Source organism: Desulfoluna spongiiphila (assembly GCF_900101345.1).
GTDB lineage: Bacteria > Desulfobacterota > Desulfobacteria > Desulfobacterales > Desulfolunaceae > Desulfoluna > Desulfoluna spongiiphila.
The window spans coordinates 131,596-149,640 of record NZ_FMUX01000013.1; the positions used below are offsets into that span (position 1 = coordinate 131,596).

At 57.5% G+C, this 18,045-nt stretch carries 12 protein-coding genes and 1 riboswitch; of the genes, 4 read left to right on the forward strand and 8 right to left on the reverse strand.

Annotated elements, in window-relative coordinates; translation table 11 throughout:
* Positions 1 to 512: 512 nt before the first annotated feature.
* The 3 genes from BLQ12_RS17190 (at position 513) to BLQ12_RS17200 (ending at position 9,283) form a co-directional block, all read left to right on the forward strand.
* On the forward strand, positions 513 to 7,556 hold the full coding sequence (locus tag BLQ12_RS17190) for a LamG-like jellyroll fold domain-containing protein (protein WP_175469891.1): 7,044 nt from the start codon (positions 513 to 515) through the stop codon (positions 7,554 to 7,556).
* A gap of 43 nt (positions 7,557 to 7,599) precedes the next feature.
* Entirely contained in the window at positions 7,600 to 8,691 is a 1,092-nt protein-coding gene (locus BLQ12_RS17195; RefSeq protein WP_092212312.1) for a hypothetical protein, read from the forward strand.
* 64 nt (positions 8,692 to 8,755) lie between these two features.
* A complete protein-coding gene (locus BLQ12_RS17200; RefSeq protein WP_092212314.1) occupies positions 8,756 to 9,283 on the forward strand; it encodes a hypothetical protein in 528 nt (175 codons plus the stop codon).
* Between the two features lie 85 nt (positions 9,284 to 9,368).
* Here BLQ12_RS17200 and BLQ12_RS17205 read toward each other — a convergent pair whose 3' ends face one another.
* From BLQ12_RS17205 to BLQ12_RS17215, 3 genes are read right to left on the reverse strand one after another with little or no spacing between them, the layout of a single operon-like run.
* The gene (locus BLQ12_RS17205) at positions 9,369 to 10,049 is read right to left on the reverse strand and encodes a 4Fe-4S binding protein (RefSeq protein WP_092212316.1); all 681 of its coding nucleotides are present in this window, start codon (positions 10,047 to 10,049) and stop codon (positions 9,369 to 9,371) included.
* Between the two features lie 21 nt (positions 10,050 to 10,070).
* Positions 10,071 to 10,919, reverse strand: coding sequence for a HoxN/HupN/NixA family nickel/cobalt transporter (locus BLQ12_RS17210; RefSeq protein WP_092212318.1), 849 nt, complete (start codon positions 10,917 to 10,919; stop codon positions 10,071 to 10,073).
* A complete protein-coding gene (locus tag BLQ12_RS17215; RefSeq protein ID WP_092212320.1) occupies positions 10,916 to 11,530 on the reverse strand; it encodes a DUF1007 family protein in 615 nt (204 codons plus the stop codon). The genes BLQ12_RS17210 and BLQ12_RS17215 overlap by 4 nt, the downstream gene beginning before the upstream one ends.
* Before the next feature lie 494 nt (positions 11,531 to 12,024).
* Positions 12,025 to 12,223: riboswitch (cobalamin riboswitch) on the forward strand.
* A gap of 159 nt (positions 12,224 to 12,382) precedes the next feature.
* Here BLQ12_RS17215 and BLQ12_RS17220 point away from each other — a divergent pair.
* Positions 12,383 to 13,225 (forward strand): helix-turn-helix domain-containing protein, encoded by an 843-nt coding sequence (locus BLQ12_RS17220; RefSeq protein ID WP_175469892.1) that lies wholly within the window; start codon positions 12,383 to 12,385, stop codon positions 13,223 to 13,225.
* Between the two features lie 154 nt (positions 13,226 to 13,379).
* Here the strand turns inward: BLQ12_RS17220 and BLQ12_RS17225 are convergent, their stop codons facing one another.
* The 5 genes from BLQ12_RS17225 to BLQ12_RS17245 all read right to left on the reverse strand — a co-directional run bounded on the left by BLQ12_RS17225 (position 13,380) and on the right by BLQ12_RS17245 (position 17,743).
* The gene (locus tag BLQ12_RS17225) at positions 13,380 to 14,825 is read right to left on the reverse strand and encodes a pilus assembly protein TadG-related protein (protein WP_139164017.1); all 1,446 of its coding nucleotides are present in this window, start codon (positions 14,823 to 14,825) and stop codon (positions 13,380 to 13,382) included.
* A gap of 46 nt (positions 14,826 to 14,871) precedes the next feature.
* Positions 14,872 to 15,075: a hypothetical protein gene (locus BLQ12_RS17230; RefSeq protein WP_092212326.1), complete on the reverse strand. Its 204-nt coding sequence runs from the start codon at positions 15,073 to 15,075 to the stop codon at positions 14,872 to 14,874.
* A 520-nt stretch (positions 15,076 to 15,595) separates the two neighbouring features.
* Positions 15,596 to 15,883, reverse strand: a complete 288-nt coding sequence (locus tag BLQ12_RS17235) for a hypothetical protein (protein ID WP_092212328.1) — start codon at positions 15,881 to 15,883, stop codon at positions 15,596 to 15,598.
* Complete coding sequence (locus tag BLQ12_RS17240) at positions 15,880 to 16,695, reverse strand: tetratricopeptide repeat protein (RefSeq protein WP_175469893.1); 816 nt, start codon at positions 16,693 to 16,695, stop codon at positions 15,880 to 15,882. Before BLQ12_RS17240 ends, BLQ12_RS17235 begins: the two co-directional genes overlap by 4 nt.
* Before the next feature lie 136 nt (positions 16,696 to 16,831).
* Positions 16,832 to 17,743: a type II secretion system F family protein gene (locus BLQ12_RS17245; protein ID WP_175469894.1), complete on the reverse strand. Its 912-nt coding sequence runs from the start codon at positions 17,741 to 17,743 to the stop codon at positions 16,832 to 16,834.
* Between the last annotated feature and the right edge of the window lie 302 nt (positions 17,744 to 18,045).

The window sequence follows — 18,045 nt, forward strand, 5'->3', positions numbered from 1 at the left end:
GATTGATTCGTTAAATAATCTATGTTAATGCTTACGAGAATTAGTGAATTTCACACCAAGTGCTTCGTGCTTTTTTTATATCCAACCTTTTTAAATGCTGTTTGATCTGTTGTGGTGTCTGGGTGCTCTTTGCGCTCCCTGTTTCGCAGAAATTACTTCTGTCGCGATGTCATCTGCGAACCATGATGGAGGATCCCTGCGGTTGTATATCCCGGATAAGATAAAACCCCCCGGCAGACTTTCCTGATGCCTTGCCATGAAGGCTCCTCGCCCCGGTACGATAGGGGCGGGGGGCTGCCGGCGACGGGTTGGTGTCCGCTATCCAAGGTGGTCCTTACGGGATGGGATTCGGTGTCCTGCTTTGAGAAATATCCTTAAAAAATAATCTGTTCGCGAAATTCGCCGGTGTATGGAACATAGGGGCGATGGCCGTCCTGCGCCGACACGCGACGGGACTGTTGCGACGCACACCCACAACCCAACGTCGGACTCTTTCTATGGAGGGCAAAGGCATGGCGGTTTATTTCAAGAATCTTGTCACGTTGTCGTACTTGGGCCGGGTCGTGGTTTTTGGAAACAGGAACACGGCGGATGAGAGCTCCACGGAGATTTTTTTCAACGTCCTGGACCTTCAAACCACCTCTGAAAACGACGCCTTTGACTGGACCGGCTTCAAGCCCGTTGTGTTCACCACACAGCTTCGGCCCGCCGGCATGAGCCTGATCACCCTGGACGAATCCGAGTCCCTGTCCATTTCGCCTGCCGAGGCCCCTTTTCGCGTGGTCTCCGATGAGAAGTACATCTCCATTTTTCGCCAGTCCACCTACGGCACCCTTTACGTGAACCGGTTTACCCTGGTGAGCAGCCCGTCGCGGCGGGACCCCGATGTCACAGAGTTCTCCCTCCAGCCCGCATGGGAGGTGCGCTTTGAAAAGAGCGGCAAGGAGGATGTACCCGCCAACGAAAAAGACATCCAGGCGTATCTGGATCCCGAGGGCAAGCCCTTCCTTGAGCCCACCATCGAGCTGAGCATGGTGACGGACATGACCGCAGGGGAGTTTGACGTCTCTCTGTTGCCCGTGATGAATTCGGATCGGTTCTGCTGGCAGTTTACCGTGCTCAACAACACCTCCAAAAAAATCGACCTTTACAACATTCCCGCCGATGGAAACAACCTCTTTGACCTCACCGGGAAAACCGTGGGCACCGACAACAAACTGCACCCGGATAAGAGTTTTTCGGTGAAGGTGACAAACGGGTCGGATGTCTCCTTTGATGTGACAGGCGCTCCGGCCGCCTCTTTTTACACCAAGCAGGAGAAGGTGGTGGGCCCCGAAGGGGAGACCTCTTCCGTTAAGCGCTCCGGCCGGTTCATGATGGCCTTTGCAGGGACCCACGGTGGCACGGTCTCCACGGCCCTGGTGGACGCTGCGGTGTCGGCGGCCGGGACCCTGGCCGATATCCCGGACGAGCTGACGGCCTCCCTCATCAGCGAGGCCAACTACACCCTTGCTTTCAGTGACATTGCACGGGTGGGGCTTGCTTCTCCTTCGCCCAACCCCCTGGAGATCAGGGGGGCGTTTCAGTTCAACACCTGGATCTATCCCAAGGCCGCCACCGCGGGAAAGCAGTTTATCATCGGCAGCATCGACGCCAGCGCCGAGGCATCCTCCGCCCCCTACCTCGCCCTGGTGGACGGGGCCCGGCTGGAGGTGGGGTTCGGTGACGGCACGAAGCGCATCTCCTGCCAGACCCTTCAGCCCCTGGTGTCGGTCAACAACTGGTTCCATGTGGAGGTGACCTACAGTGGCAAGGGGGCCAACCCCTTTACCCTGACGATTAACAGCAGCGGGGCTCCCTTAAGCGATGTCACCGTCGATGCCGAGCCCTCGGGCACGGCCCTTTCATCCATCGGCGCCCAGGGAAGCGGCTTTGTGGGGCTCATCGACAGGACTGTCGTTTCCGTGGGCGGAAGCGAGGTCTGCTCTTTTGAGTTCAACGAGGTCGACTACGGGCAGTCGCCGCCGGTGACGCCCAACAGCACCTCGGGGTCCACGGTGAAAGGCGAAGTATACGGCGCCACCCTGGAACCGTCCAACAGCCCGCTGGGCACGAACACCACCGGGGAGCTGGTCATCGACAAGGACAACCTGAGCATCTACGCGGGGGTGGCGGATTTTCTGACCCCGGCATCGTCTCCCTATCTCATGGAGGGCTCAGACGGCCTGGTACACCTCTACTATGCCGACCACGATACCGATGAGTTTGCCGTGGCGCACTACGCCCTGGACACCTCCCGGGCCTCCTTTTACGCCAACTGGGCCGCGGACGCCGCCCATGACAGTCAGGAGGGCCTGGTCACCTTTATGGCCGTGCGGCCGGGTTCCTACGTGAATAGCGCCACGATTTCTGTTGCCAACTCCTTTTCCACTGCACACTGCGATGTCACCATGACCCATACCGTGTCGGGTACCACCGAGACCTGGAAAGGGGTCCCGAGGTCCCTGGACCGTCTGGTGTCGGTCTTTGCAGGGGATGCCTCGGGGTCGCCCAACGACAGCACCCTGAGTTCCGGGGCCACGGTGTTTTTTGATTACGCGGGCCTTTATCCCGGCGTCTGGGCTCCTTCGGACAATGCGAGTTCCCCGGAGCACTTTGTCTTTATGACCCGTTTTGAAAGCGGGCTGCCCTTAGGCTCGGTGGAGATCCTCGACAATGCCTCGGCTGTCCCGGGTACGGTGAACGTCAACCTCACCATCAACCCCGATCACTGGGCCGCAAACCCCTCGGGGAGCCAGTCCATCACCCAGGCCTGGACCGCAGTGCCCGTGGGGGCCAGGCAGTTCGTGGACGTGATGAACGGCAGCGCCTCCTCCTACGACTACAGCGATGCCGGTTTTTCCAACTGCGACGTCCAGTACCTGGATGCCAGCCTGAGTCTGAGGGCCGAAGCCTCGAACCTTTTGACCGTGTTTGTCCAGAAGAGCCACATCAGCGATTTTGCGGTGCAAATCGCCGGGACAGGCCAGGCCGACTGCGACATGACCGTCACGGCCGGTGGGGCAAGCTATGCGTTTCCAGGGATCAGCCGGGACCAGAACGAGATGGCGCTCCTGCTCAACGGCCAGGGGGAGGCAGGCCACTACCCAGACGGGTACCTGGCCAACGTGGCGCCCTGGGTCATGGCCGTCACCGACGGGCTGCTGGCCCACGTGTCCAATCAGGACAGCAAGGCCCCCACCGAGAATATCCTTGCCGGGGCCATGCTCTTTGCCCAGTTTTTCACCGGAAACATCGACTCCGAATCCCGGGTCGTTCCCCTTGCCCAGACCACTGCCACCATCCAGCAGCAGGGCAAGAGCCAGAAAGGCTCAGATGTAACGGTGCTCTCCGAGGGCTCCGGGCTTTTTGCCGCCGTGGCCGACACCACGCCCACCAACGGCGCCGTGGCCGTGGTGAAAAACACCGCCCAGGCCCCGGCCCTTACCCAGGGTACCGACGGCGGCTGGATCAAAGAGCCCAACCGCTTTGCCCTGGAGGTCAACAAAACAACCTCGTCCCCCAATTACGTCTCCTTTGATGTCTCCAGGGGGCATATGCCCAGCGAGGTGCTGGCCATTGACGGCGATGTCACCCTGGAGGCCTGGGGACGCCCGGTTCCCCCCACGGGCGGTGAGACCATTTCAAAGCTGCTGAGCTACCATGTGCACGGCAACGTGGACAACCCGGACAAGGATTTTCAGTACATGATGGGGTACGAGAACTGGTATGTGCCGAGTTTTCGGGCCAGCACCACGGTCTACTCCTCCATCATCCTCAACGAGGGCACGCCCAACGACATCACCCTCCACGGTTTTGTCCGCATCGATTCGTCGGCCCGGGACGACGGCGACCTCTTCGGCATGACCACCAACCAGCTGGTGAAAGAGTACCTGCGGGTCTATTCGGATACCTCCGGCAGCCTGAGCGTCTCCTTTGCCGGAACAAAAAGGATCTCAGGGTCGGCCCCCACCGACACCTGGACGGCCGTGGGCATGACCCTGCGTACCGTCAGCGACACCGAGGTGGAGATCATCCTCTATGTGGACGGGAAGAACCAGGGCTCGGCCACGGTGACCCAGAACTTCACGGATTCCCTGGGCACGCTTTACGGAGGCGGGTACCTGGATACCGGCATGCAGATGAAGATCAACCAGCTCGCCCTCTGGCCCCGGGCCCTGGATCCCATCTCCATGGAACGTCTGGCCGATAGCGGGGTCTCCCAGGTGGTGAACCCGCCCCTGGTCTGCCTGAACTTAAACGACGGCCTGGACACCATGGTGGCCAGTAACTCCAGTTACCTGGGTTCCGAATACAACGGCACCTACCAGAACCTGGACAACTCCTCCTGGAGCCAGGACGGGGGGCTCTTCATGAGCCCCTTTGCGGCCAACGAGCAGGAAGCCCTGGTGGCAAAGGACACCGGCAGCAAGGCCTGGACCCATTCGGCCTTTGTTTTCCGTCAGGGTTTCTGCCTTGAAATGATCGACGAAAACTACGTGGACTGCGGCGGCGACTCCAGTCTCAAGATCGTTGAAAAAGGGGCCATGGAAGCCTGGGTGAAACCGGCCGTGGAAGCGGGGATCTACCGGATCATCGCCTCCAAGAACGGAAGCTACACCCTGGGGCTCTACCCCGACGGCACCGCTTTTTTCGAGCTCTCCATCGAGTCGGGGGATGCAGCCCACACCCTCACCGTCAAGGCCTCTTCGGCCATCGCGGGGGGGCAGACCGGTTACCTGACGGCCACCGCCGAGATTCGGAGCATCGACCAGGAGTATGTGGACGGGCAGCCGGCCAAGCCCCAGAAATACGGGGTCTACCTCAATCTCTTCGTGGACGGCGCCCTGTCCGGTTCCTTTAAAAAAGAGGACTTCGACAAGCCGGTCCAGACCAGGGAGTCCGACGAGCATCTCTACCTGTGCGGTTCCCCTAAGCTCAACCAGATCTACCACGGCAAGATTGGCGAGGTCCGGTTCTGGAACCGGGTACTGGAGGCCGATGAAATCCGTGAGGCCTTTCTTACCCACCGGCCGCCCGTTAACTCCGATGGCCTGATTTCCTACTGGCGTTTTTCCGAGATGAAGGGCCAGACGGCCTTTGACAGCAAGGACGTGAACAACGCCACAATCACCAGCGGGGAGCTGTGGCAGCTCTTCCCCGAGATCGCCACCACCGTCTTTTATGTGGACGGGGGCGAGTCCAACGTGGAGAACGTGCCGGTGGCGGACCTGGGTGGCTACGGCGACCAGGGCACCTTCACCCTGGGAACCTCCCTGGTGAGCAATGCGTCCCGGTATCCCCTGAAAGGGGGCATGGACGAGGTGAGGATCTGGAAGGCCCAGCTCACAGGGGAGCAGATCTCCGACAACATGAACCGCACCCTCTCCGGCGCGGAGACGAACCTTGCCGCTTACTGGCGCTTTGACAGCGGGTCGGGCCTGGAGGTGGGGGACCGGACCGGCCGGGGCAACACCGGCACCTTTGTTCCGGCAGATGTGGCCACGGGCCCGGCCTGGATTGCTTCGGACGCTCCCATCAGCAATGAGGCGCCCGTGGTCTACAATGCCCTGAACGGCATCAAGACCCTGGCCCTGGCCCGCATCACGGGGCAGCCCTCGGTGATTGAGTACAGCGATCTCCAGGTCAACGCCTACGGCGATGTGTTCAGCGTCATGAAACGGGCCTATATTTATGAGGACAAAGGAAGCGGCCAGCAGGTGCTCTACACCGGGTTCAAGGTAGGGGACCTGGACACCATCTACATCGGCCAGGTGCAGACAAAGCCCTCGGTGATCGGGTTTATCGAAGGAGCGCCCCCGCTGCCCAGCGAGAACCAGACTTTTCCTTATTGGAACTATCCTGCCTCGGACAACAGCAACTATGCCGGGGCCACCTCCGTGGACATGACCGAGGCCAGCGAGGTGGAGTACAGCTTTTCCGCATCCCAGAACGACGGCTCGCGTCTGACCTACGGGAGCAAGCTGGGGATCATCAGCGAAGGGGATGTGAAGAGTTCGGTGGGCCTGGGCGTGGAGGCGGAGACCACCCTGTTCGAATACGGGATCTCCGGGGGCGGCAAGCACAGCTTTGAATTGTCCAACTCCACGATCCAGGAGAGTTCCCTTAAGAACCGCACCTCCATCAGCAAGATCAGCGCCTTCCGGCCCGGGGGTTCCTGGGAGAGCATCTCCGATATGGTCAACGATGCCGTGGGGCTCCGGTTTATCACGGACAACGCCGGGGTGGCCATCGTCAAGTCCGGCACCGCGGATCTCTATATGCTTGCCATCAAGGGGACGCGGACGCCTGTGCGGTACAGCGTGGTGCCCAACGAAGACATTCCCGAGGACATGAATCTCATCCCCTTTCCCATCAACAACCGCTACATCAAGCAGGGCACCCTGGACGGCAAGATCGGCCTGGAAAACGACCCGGACTACCCGGACGCCAACCTGGTCCGGGGCAGTTACTTCAAGCCTGTGGAGGCGTATTCCCTCAAGCGCAAGATCGAGCGTAAGGAAAAGGAGCTGGAGGGCTACTACGAGCAGTTCGCAACGGACGGCGGCATGACCATCGAGGACTTTACGGCCAAGATCAAGGACAACCCGGCCTTTGACTGGTCCCGCAAGATCTCCAACCGCAATATCGTCAACACCTATGTCTGGTCGTCCAGCGGTGCCACCTACGCCGAGCAGACCTCGGTGATGGACACGTATTCGGAGACCTTCTCCGGGGTGGAACTGGTGGACAACGGGGGCGGGCTCTTTGTGGAGACCAAGATCAACAAGCCCATCGGTCCCCTGGCCGAGTTTGACCTGATGTTCAACGTCAGCCTTGAAAAAACGGCCACCAAGGCCAAGGAGGCGTCCCAATCCTTTGACCTGAGCTGCTCGGCCAACGCGGAGAGCACCCTGGTGGCCCCCATCGTGAGCGAGCAGGGTGGCAACCCCCACCTCGACGGCATGACCTCCGAGCTGGCACCGGGCAAGGTGGACGGCTACCGGTACCTCGCCTTCTACCTCACCCCGTCCGAGGAAAATTTCCAGACCCTGTTCTCTACGGTGATGGATCCCAACTGGCTCCACAACAGCGTGGATGCCAACGCCGTGGCCCTGAGGCAGGCGTCGGTGGCCGAAAACGGCTGTTGGCGCATTTTGTACCGGGTGACCTTCGTGAGCCGGATCCCGGCGAAATTCCAGCCCGTGAAGTCCGAGACCCAGCCTCCCAACATCGATCCCCCGGCCAACCTGGATTTCAACGTGTGGCTGACGCAGATCGTGGAAAAGCTCGTGGACACGGACACGCCCACCCCCGAAGAGATCGGCAGCGCCGTGGCCCGGACCCTGGGCACGGACTCTTCGGATGTCGGTGTGCTGGGGACTGTTTTGCCCTGGTGGACGGCGTTTCTTACCGCAGCGGAGACCTACGGCTCCCAGGAGTACAAGGCCTTGCTCACCCTGAGGGAGGACCTGTTGCGCTACATGATCGAGAAGTACGAAGCAGACCAATTGTGATGTGGGGTTCACCCCACCAACAGACAACCAAGGAGGCGTCAAAATGGCAGACTCAACATGGGATGGCTTGCTCCTGAGAACCTCATTGTCCGACGACGGGAGCCTGCCCAGGAAAGTGACTTCAAGCTCCCCGGACGTGATCTGCTCGGGCTCCGTTCCCCCGGACAACCCCGAACAGTACGTGGACCCGGCCAATTACAGCAACGGGTACTCCAATAAGATCTTTAACAACGTGAGCAACTACTTTTATATCCGGGCAAAGAATATCAGCAGCACGGCCCAGGAGAAGTACCTGCACGCCTACTGGGCCCAAAGCAACCTGATCCTGCTGCCGTCCATCTGGAAGGACAACTACATGCGCACCTCCTCCAACGCGGACGGGGTGAAGGTCAAGGCGGAGAACAAGGGCGATATCGTGGCCAACACCGAAGACGCTTTTCGCTGGGAGCCCACCACGCCGGACCCCGATACCCACTATTGTATCGTGGCCCAGGCATCGGACTCCATTGATCCCTCCGAGGGCGTGCCGGAGGATAACTTCGAGAGCGCCGCGGCCTGGTCCGACTGGCTGGCCCAGAGGGGCAACTGGGCCTGGAGAAACACGGTCTACGTGGCATCGGACAGCCCGGACCTGACCCAGACCACAGGCCACAAGATCCAGATTCCCGGGGACCCCGTGGATCCTCCGCACCTGTACAACCTGTACATCAAGTGCACCAACGTGCCCGTGGGATGGTCCTTCCAGTTTACCAGCGGCACGGTCATCGAGCTGCCTCCGGGCTACGACAACCCTGTGGACACCCTCACAAAGCCCAAAGCCGATGTGACCAACCCCAACGACAACATCGGGGGGCACTGGTACCTGCCCGCCCAGTTCATGACCAACATCTCGGTGAGCGTGTGGTTCAACGGCATCCCCCCCAACTCCGACACCAAGTGGCAGCTGAAGATCAACGAAGTCACCGACGACGACACCCTGAGCCTCTACACAACGGCCCTGCCCATCATGATGCACGACGAGCCCCATCCCAAGGTCCTTGAGTGGCTGGCCCACAACGAGCTTCACGCCACGTCCCGGGACATTCCCATCGGCAAGGAGGTGGAGTGCGGCAACATCAACTTTGACCTGGTTTAACGACAGGCACGGCCATGGGCATGCCATGACTCTTTCGACCATATAAGATGCAAAGGAGAAGGCCATGAATACCATAGACGCAACCATCAGGTTCAAGGGGATCGATGTGGCCGCCGGGGCCACGGGAAGTTTTTACAGCCTGGCCGGCAAGCAGACGGCAAGCTACGCAGCCGTGACATCTGTTGCCCCGGATGAGAACGGGGATGTGGCCATCGATATCGCGGCACAGATCAGCGACGCCCCGGATTTTCAGGCCCACTACGCCTACAGCCAGCTCTCGGCTCCGGAAAACCTGGTTTTCAAGGTTGTGTTCAGCGGGGAGTACCCCATGGACGGGGAGTTCCAGATCGGGAGCAGCAATTTCGACGGGTTCAAGGTCAACCGGGGGCCCGTGGAGAACAAGGAACTCAACGCCAGCACCACGGCGACCTTTGACACGGACCTGGATTTTTGTATCTGGCTCGGGGACCTGCCCATCTCGGGCACGGCCAGCGTCTCCCTTAAGTTCTACAAAATCGTGAGCGACCCCAGCGGCATCGACAAGCAGGTCAAGATCGCCGAGAGCATCCTGACGCTGAACAACAAGACATGATTCCCTCCCTCGGGGCCGGTTGTTTACGGCCCCGTGCACAAAAAACACCTCTTCGGGCATGGGGCCCGGGGAGGTGTTTTTTTGTTTACCCCCTTCGGGGGGATGAAAGGGGCATGGGCCGTGTTGACTCGCTCAAGGAGATGGCCCCGGTGGGGCAGGTGGTGACGCAGAGGCCGCAGCCTGTGCAGGCGTGGGGATGAAATATCATATGCCCGTTCTCAAATTCTCGGGCTCCAAACACACAGCGGTCCACACACTCCCTGCAGTGAACGCAATCGTCCACCTGGGTGACGGCGACATAGTCTGAATGGGCGATGAGTTCCCTTCGCCCGGAGTCGCGAATGATCTGCAGCTCATGGCAGCAACACGGGCAGCAGCTGCACAGGGCATACAGCGCATGGTCCGGCCTGTACAGGGCCAAGTGAACGAGGCCGCACCGGTTGGCGTGTTTCAGGATCTCCTTGGCCTCAGAAAACTCAACACGGCGGGCTTCCCCTTTATCCATGCATGCCTCAGCCATTTCGTCGAATAGCAGGCAGACTTCGAGAGGGTTGTTGCACCGTTTGTAGCGGGCCCTGCATTCGCATGCCTGAACCGCCACGGTTTTTGCCGTGCGCACGATCTCCGTCACCTGCTCTGTGGGGAGCACCCACTGTTTTTCCTGAACCGATTCGGAGACGGGAACCACCCGTGATGAGTGGGAGATCCGTCGTGCCTTGAGCCATTTGTCATAAGTTTCTAAGCGTTTCGAGAGAAAAGAGTCCATGGGCTCTGCTCCTCATCAGGGTTAAAGTCCGGTGAGCATCAAGGCTCCCAGGGCTGTGAGCGCCATGCCGGAGACGGCGGTGAGGATTCCCGGGAGGCGTCTTCCCCGGGTCGTGGAGGCTTTCAGCCCGGCGTTTTTTCCTGCCACCACGAGGATCACGGCGGCGGAGATGGTCAGGGCCATGCCCAGGGTAATACCAAAGGCCATGAGGATGCCCAGGTAGGTGAGGTGAAGGCCCATGGCAAGGAGCATGACCGTGACGACGCCTGGGCAGGGGACCATGCCGAAGGCCACAGCGGCCAGAAGGCCCCCGGCTTTCGGGGCACTCTCCTGATGGGGCTTGGGGCGTGCGGCTTCGTAGATACCGGAGATCAAAAGAAAGAGCCCGAGCAGGATGACAAGGGAAAAACTGACCTGGCTGGTAAGCCTGGTTGCGTCTTTCAGGCCGGTGGTCATGCGGATTTCAAGGAACCATTTGATGCACAGCACGGTGAGGATCCCGGAGAGGCCGTGGCTGAAGGCGACGATGTTGCCGAAGAGGACTCCGTCCTTGGTTTTGCGGTTTCCGTGGAGCATGTAGGCCGTGGCCACGGCCTTTCCGTGGCCGGGACCGGCTGCGTGGACGGCTCCGTAGAGGACGGCAAGCCCCAAAAGCGGTGCCAGGGCAAAGAGGTCCGGGGAGGCGGCAAAGGATTTCAAGGTGGCGGCCATCTCGCTTCGCATCTGGAACTGGATGAGGATGAGCTTGTGCACCAGGCGCGTCCCAAGGCCCGGCGCGGTGTCCGGGGGGCCGAAGGCGTGGGCGGCAAGGGGGCTCAACAGGATCCACGTGAAGAGGGCCAGGGCCGCTGTGCGCATGCGGGAGGTCATGGGCGTGTTTCCTTTCCGCCGGGGGAAATGACGGCTTCAATGGGGTGAAGCATGCCGAAGTAGTACGTTTCTTCTGTGTTTTCCCTCAAAGTGAAACCGACCCCCTGGGGGACATCGCCGGAAAAGGTGACGGGGTTGTCCTCGGAGAGGAACAGAGCCGAGTAGTTGGTGGGATCGTACTGGCTGAGCCGCAGGGGTTCCCCCTTGTTCTGTAGCGGTGCAATGGGGATAGAAAATCGGTATACCACGATGCCATCCTTTGCCTCGCAGTGGAAGGAGGCGATGGTGACGGGGTGGTTTTTGGTGCCGCTGTGGGTGATGAAGGTGAAGTAATGCTGTTCGGAAAGGTAGTCAAAGGCTTCGGATTTCAACGTGCTGAGCTCTTTGGGAGAGAATGAGCCGTCTCCGTTGGTGTCGTAGTCTTCCAGGATCATGGCTGAAAAGCCGTCGTCAAAAGCCCAGTCCACATCCAGGCGCACAGGCTGCTCAGCTTTATAACAGAGATTCATGGTGCTGGTGATGAAGACATGGGGGTGAGCCCTCAAAGCCGATTGCGGGATGAGCGCAAGGGCAATGGACAATATCAGGGTATACATAAGGGGGGTGTGCATGAAAAAGGGTTCCTGCGGGTCAAAGGGTTTTCGAAAGCGGTTGTTCCTATATAGGGCGTGTTGATCTTACAGCGCAAGAGAAAAAGGATCGATGTTCCGGGCCGATGACTCAGGGCCGTCAAGACGTACTCTTCATTTTCTCTTTTTGTTCATGACGATACGGAATCTTTATCATGCCGTTATGCGTTGTCTCCCGGTGGGAGGGACTCCTTCGTCACGTGATTTCCCCTATAAACGGTTTGCCTTGTAAAGCATTCGGGTTCTCTTGTTGGTGAATGTTGGAATTGACCTGTTTTTCTTGAAGTTTAGAACATGTTCGGGGTTTGCTTTTATACTTGACAAATAAGAGTGTAGATCATTATAACATCAACTATTCAGGTTGGAAAAAGAGAGCCTGTTGTGAATAAAGCCTTGGCGGAGGAGAGTTTCCGCACGTATCAGGGGTAGGCTCCCGATGTCTTATCTTTAATACTGTTACAATGAAACAACCCAAAAAATTAGGTAGACGTTCAGGTGCCCTGATCTCGTGACATCCCGAGACCCGGGCTAAGAGGGAATCCCGTGAAAATCGGGAACGGTCCCGCCGCTGTAACTCTCGTTATGCCTTTTAACGTGATGTGCCACTGGGTCAAACCGGGAAGGCCGTTAAAAGGGGGGAGGAGTCAGAAGACCTGCCTGAATGGATTTAGCATGATGAGGAATTTTCGGCGCCGTCTGCCCGAACGTTCCCAGGGCCTCGAGGAAGGTCTTTTGCTGAATGTGAATCTGTGGTGAGGATGAATACGGTTCCCCATATCGATGCATGCATCGGTATGGGGTTTTTTTATGGGGATTCATGAAACAGGTATCACTATGAATGAGCGAGAGTTGTTGAAACGGCACCTGCCCTTCGGCAGGCTTTCCCCGGAGGCCCTTGACCGTGTGGTCTCGGCGTTTCAGTCCTATCGATTCGCCGAACAGGAGAAGCTTGTGGTGCAGGATGAGGTGGCGACCTGGGTGGGGTTTGTGGTGTCCGGGAGCATCGAACTTCGTATCAAACAGTTTACGGGTGGGGATCTTTCCTTCGGCTCCCTTCGAAGGGGAGATTTTTTCGGGTTGATGTCCTTTGAACCCAAGGGGGTATCCATCGCCAGCGCTGTGGGGGCGACCCCCGGGGTTGTTTTGATGGTGAGGCGGGATGCCTTCCACCAGATGCTGGAGACGTATCCTGTTTTAAAGGCTTATTTTTACAAAATGTCCCTGGACAGGGTGTGGACGGCTTACCAGAGCCTGTACCAGGGGAAAGCCTCAGAGGGCCCGAGCCCTGTCATGCCGGGGTGCGTCTCCCTGGAGGTGCAGAAATCCATCGATTTCATCGACCGGAACTTCATGAACCCCATCACCCTGGAGGAGGCGGCCCGGGCAAACGGCATGAGCAAGTTTCACTTTTCGCGGATTTTCAAAGACAAGACAGGCATGTCCTTTAAGGAATACCTCAACATGCGGCGAATCCATGTGGCGAAAAAATTGTTTGTGGCAGACAACCTCAACGTGTCGGAGGCCTGCTACCAGGTGGGATTCAACGATCAATCCTATTTTTGCCGGGTCTTTCGCAAACTCGAAGGCTACACCCCGTCGGAGTTCAAAAAGATCTGCACCGGCCGATTTCCTTCCCGGAAACGGGGAGAATCCCATGCCAAGGTGGTGTCGGGGTGAATGCTGGGAGGAGGCGGACTTGAATGATAAGGGAACACCTTTGGCCCGGAGACTTCGGGCGTTTTTATGCTGATGGAATATGGACGGCTGCTGTGCCTTGATCATGGTGCATAAAATGCACCCTACGGGTCGTGGTTTTTTGTATTGGCTAGGGTTAACGGCTCTTATCGTCGGATAGCTCAAGTCGGCCGTGCATGAGAAAGGCCGCACTGCAGGGGGGGCCGAAGGTGCCGTTGAGGGCATAGGTGTTCGAAACAAGGTGTGTGTTGAGTCCATAGAACGTTATGGAGCCTTCTGCGATGATATTGAGAAAATAGTATAGTATTCTCCCGAAATCAGTAGAGTTTTCGTTGGAAACAATCCTTAGGTGAAAGTCTTTTTCTGTTCGAAAGATGATCCCTTTACACACTTTGTATGATAAATGGCTCCATTTATCGGCATAGTTTATTCCCCCAATATCCTTTTTGCAGTATATGTATACCGTTTTTTCGTTTTCTCCGCCCATTGAGAAAGAAGATGAGTCGAATGACCCGTCAAAACCGATATGTATCTCTGATGCTATGGTGAAATTGTGGGCATTGTAGTGTCGCCCATTGGAGATTGATTTGAGAAATAACGTGGCATTGGCAGGGGCGTTTGCATCACTGAAGTAGTAAATTCGGCCTTGATGGTCTCCCTCATGGAGACCGAAAGAATATTGGGGCCATTTCCCATTGCCATGGTTGTAGAGACTGTTGCCGTGTTCGGTTGGTATGGCATAGTCTGCAGCGTTACTCCCATAATGCCCCGGCCATTGGTCTACGGTATACACTGTGCCGTTGTTATTGAGATATTCCCAGTCAATGGGGCGAACATCCCTAACTAGCGATGCCCCCTGGATTCCTGAACGGCAGTTGACGATGTGGCCTCCTGCGCTGACAAGGGTGTTGCCGGTGACCTCCACCGGTTCTATGCATTTTATGTCGCTGTTGGCATGGACACCGCCCGTGTTTTCGAAAATCAATTGATTTCGACGCCATTTTTGATCCGTTCGAATGTCCGAGCCCTGATTTCCCCCGTGGGCCAGGATACCGAAACGCCGCCGAAATGCCACGGAAACCACGTGAACGTCGACGTTTTTTTTCTTTTCCAATTCCCCCATAAGAAGGGCTTCTCTGACAGTCAGGGCGACTTTGACGGCATTGACGTATTCGTCGGCGGGAAAATCGGGGTCTCCTTCGGCTGCAAACTCTTTGTAGGCGAGAAAATCACCGTAGGCGTCGTTCTCATCGTAGTATCCCCGTGTGATCTCCACTTCGTAATTTTGCGGGAAGTCCTCATCAACCGCAGGATCTTCCATGGCCTCTTTTTCCGGAAAAAGATTCTGGACAAGGACCTTGCGGGCAAGGGCTTCGGGGTCTCCGTCGCAGAGGTGCAGGGCCCCTGCCATGGCAGCGGCGTCCACGCAGTTCTGGAGGGTTCGTTTTTCGCTGAAGAGATAGCCGGATTCGATGACCAGAGCGAGCATCATGAGCAGGGCTGTCATGAAAAAGGCCACCACAAGGACGATGGAGCCTTGCTCGTGGTCTTGGGGACTATTTATTGTTGTTTTTATTACCATGCGCATGGTCATCCGCTTTCAAGGTGTTTTTTTCATACAAGCGTAACTATTCAGCTCTTAAAAAGCTGTTGCCGGAGTTATTCCGGTTAAAGTCAAGCGAATCCCAAATGCCCTTCATCGTGTTTCCAGAGAAATGAAATGGGGGCCTTGCCCGGCTCGCCTGAAGGGTGAGAAAATCAAACAGCAAACGCTTGTTTACAGTTTGCTTTTTCAAAATAGCTGACATTTTTTTGTAGCCTTCCGAAATCATATAATTTCCGCTTTGGCTGGTTGTTTTCTCATGAAATATCCGGTCTTGGTCATCGTTTGAGCCACCGCCAGGATGTCATGACACCGTCCCAAAAGGCCGACAGCCCGTAGGGTGCACTCTGTGCACCGTGTCCGGGTCGCCCAAGATATCGATTTTACAGCAGTGTTCGGGGTATGACGGGCTTTGATTTTGGTGCACGGAGTGCACCCTACAAATCGGCTCTTTGCAGGTCGCGGCAGAAACGATGATCAAGGCCAAAATGGGCATCTCCTTCAAAATTGGTTGCCACATGTCACACATCACGCGAATGCCCCGAGAACGCTTGCAGAAGAACTGCCTATGGCGGCCCTTGTGTGATCTAAAGGTTTGAAAAGTTGGATAAATATCTTTTGAGAAAAGATTAAGACCAATCTAAATTAAAGGCGAATGTGATTTTCCTCGAGGAACGAGGGGGAAAGCGCATTCGCAACCAGCTTTCAAGGTGGCTCACCTTGCCGCCGGAGGCTTTCTTCCATGCATATCAGTCAGCCATGATGTCGGCGTCGCTGTCCTTGGCATCGGAGTCTGAGTCGACCTCTTTCATTGGATGTTCGTATTTGTTTTTGTAGATGGCGTTTGCAAGGGTTCCGGGCATGGTGGTGACGGGGGCGCGATTGACCGGTGCGTCGGGGTTCATGACCTGGGCGTGAAAGGTTTGGGTGAAGGCCTGGCCGAACTCGTTGGAGAAGTGCTTTGGAGTGGCGCAGCCTGCAAGCAGGATGGCGACAAGGGACAACAGCACCAGAAAGGCTGGGCGGAAGGGGATCATTTTTTGGGTGCTCCTTTGGTTGCGGCGATGTTTTTCCGGGCGGCGGGCAGGGTTGGGTCCATGGCAAGGGCCCTTGAAAAAAGGTCTGCAGCCTGCTCCGGGTTGTGTGTCAGGGTGTGGATGGCGCCCATGTTGTTCAGGGCCTCGGCAGGGGCCATGATTTCGCTGAGCAGGGCCATGGCTTCGGCCTCTTTGCCTGCAAATCCCAGGCAGAGGGCAAGGTTATGCCGGGCCAGGAAAAAGCTGTCGTCCAGAGTGATGGCGCGGGTGAAGCTGTCCCGGGCAAGGTCGAGATGTCCGGCACACAGGTGGGAAAAACCCATGTTGTTGTAGAAATCAGGACGCGCGGGGTTGATTTCAATGGCCCTTTTGTAGTGGCGCTGTGCTGCTTCCGGGTCACCCGTAAGGTCAAGTGTCATGGCCAGATCGTTGTGGGCCGGTGCGTAGTCCGGTTCCATGGCAAGGGCTTTGGCAAAGCATTGTTTGGCCTCTTCATAGGCTTTCTTTTCCCGGTGGCAGCAGCCCATGCGGTGATATATTTCAGCTTTTTCTCCTCTCATCGTCAGGGCTTTTTCCAACTGGACCAGGGCGATGTCGTGATACCCCTTGCCGATCATCTCCTTTGCCAGGGCGAGGTGATTGGGCTCGGGGCGTGTGGTTGTGAGGGCCGGAGGAAGCCCATGGCCCATGGCGTCGTCCGGTGTGTAGGCGGGGGGTGTTTTGGCGGCGCAGCCGGTAAGCAGAAGACAACCGGTAACCAGAAGGCAGCCGGTACGTAGAAGGTGGCCTGTGATGGCTCGTGCAAAAAACAAATGCACGATTTTTACGAAAGATGCCGCAGTGATTTGACCCGAGGCACGAGGGGCAGATCGCAGCGGTAAGCCGCTTTCAAGGTGGCTCACCTTGCCGCCGGAGGCATCGCTTTTTGTCTGTTTTATTTTTGTCTGGCTAAAATCCATGCTTGAACCTTTCGATCAGGTTGATGATGGCCGGGCCGAGGATGATGATCATCAGAGCGGGCATGATCAGACCCACAAGGGGGAAGGTGAGCTTTGCAGCGACCTTGCCCCCTTTTTCTTCGGCCAGTTGTTTCCTCTGTTTTCTCATGGACGAGATGCTGGTTCGCAGGGCGTCGGCAATGTCCGTTCCGAATCGCGCGGATTGGTTCAGGACGGTCACCACGCTGTTCAAGGGAAAGGAGCCGTTTCGTTCCGCAAGGTTCGTGAGGGCAAGGCCCCGGGGCAACCCGCTTCGTGTCTCAATGACGTAGAGTTCGAACTCTTTGGCGAGGGTGGGAGTGATGGAGGAGAACTCGCTGCTGATCCGGGCGATGGCCATGTCAAAGCCCAGCCCCGAGTCGATGCAGATAATAAGGAGATCAAGGGCATCGGGGAGTTCCCGGAAGATGGATTTTTTCCGCTTTTTTATGCTCCAGGCCAGGGCCCAGGCCGGAGCCTGGTAGCCGATTCCTGCGGGGATAAAGGCGAGCAGGGGGGAGCTTTTGCTCCACAGGACCCAGCCCAATGTCAGGATGCCCAAGGCCCCGGCAAGTCCGGCCCGGAGCCCGAAGAAGAGGGCCACGGCTGAGGAGGCGCGGTAGCCCCCGTGGTTGAGCCGCATGCGAAGGGCGGACAGGGTCTCCTGATCGCCCGGGGTGGTGAGGCGGCCTAAGGGGTAGGCGAGTTTGTACCAGAGCCTCTCCTCCAGGCTTTTTCTCCTGTGCTTCGGGCTCTGTTTTTTTCCGTTGAAGCGACGGTTGATCCGGATGCGCAGGTAGGCCTCCTCAAGCCTGAGATAGAGAATCATCAAAAGGACGGTAACGCATAAAAAAGTGATGGCTGCCATGATTGAAGCGGGCACAGCGTATAGCTCCGTGAGTGTCTTGAGGTGTGGCAAAAAAATAAAAGGGCAAAAGCAATGCCTCCGGCGGCAAGGTGAGCCACCGCTGAAAGCGGGTTGCAAATGCGTTTGTTCCTCGGGGCAATTTTTAGCTCCCGGCAGGGTCGCTATATGTATAAGCTGAATGGGCCATGACCTGCCAAGGGCCGACTCGTAGGGTGCACTCCGTGCACCAAAATCAAGGGCCTTCATGCCCCATCCGCCTATGTAAAATCAGAACCTTGGGGGACTCGGACACGGTGCACAGAGTGCACCCTACGGGC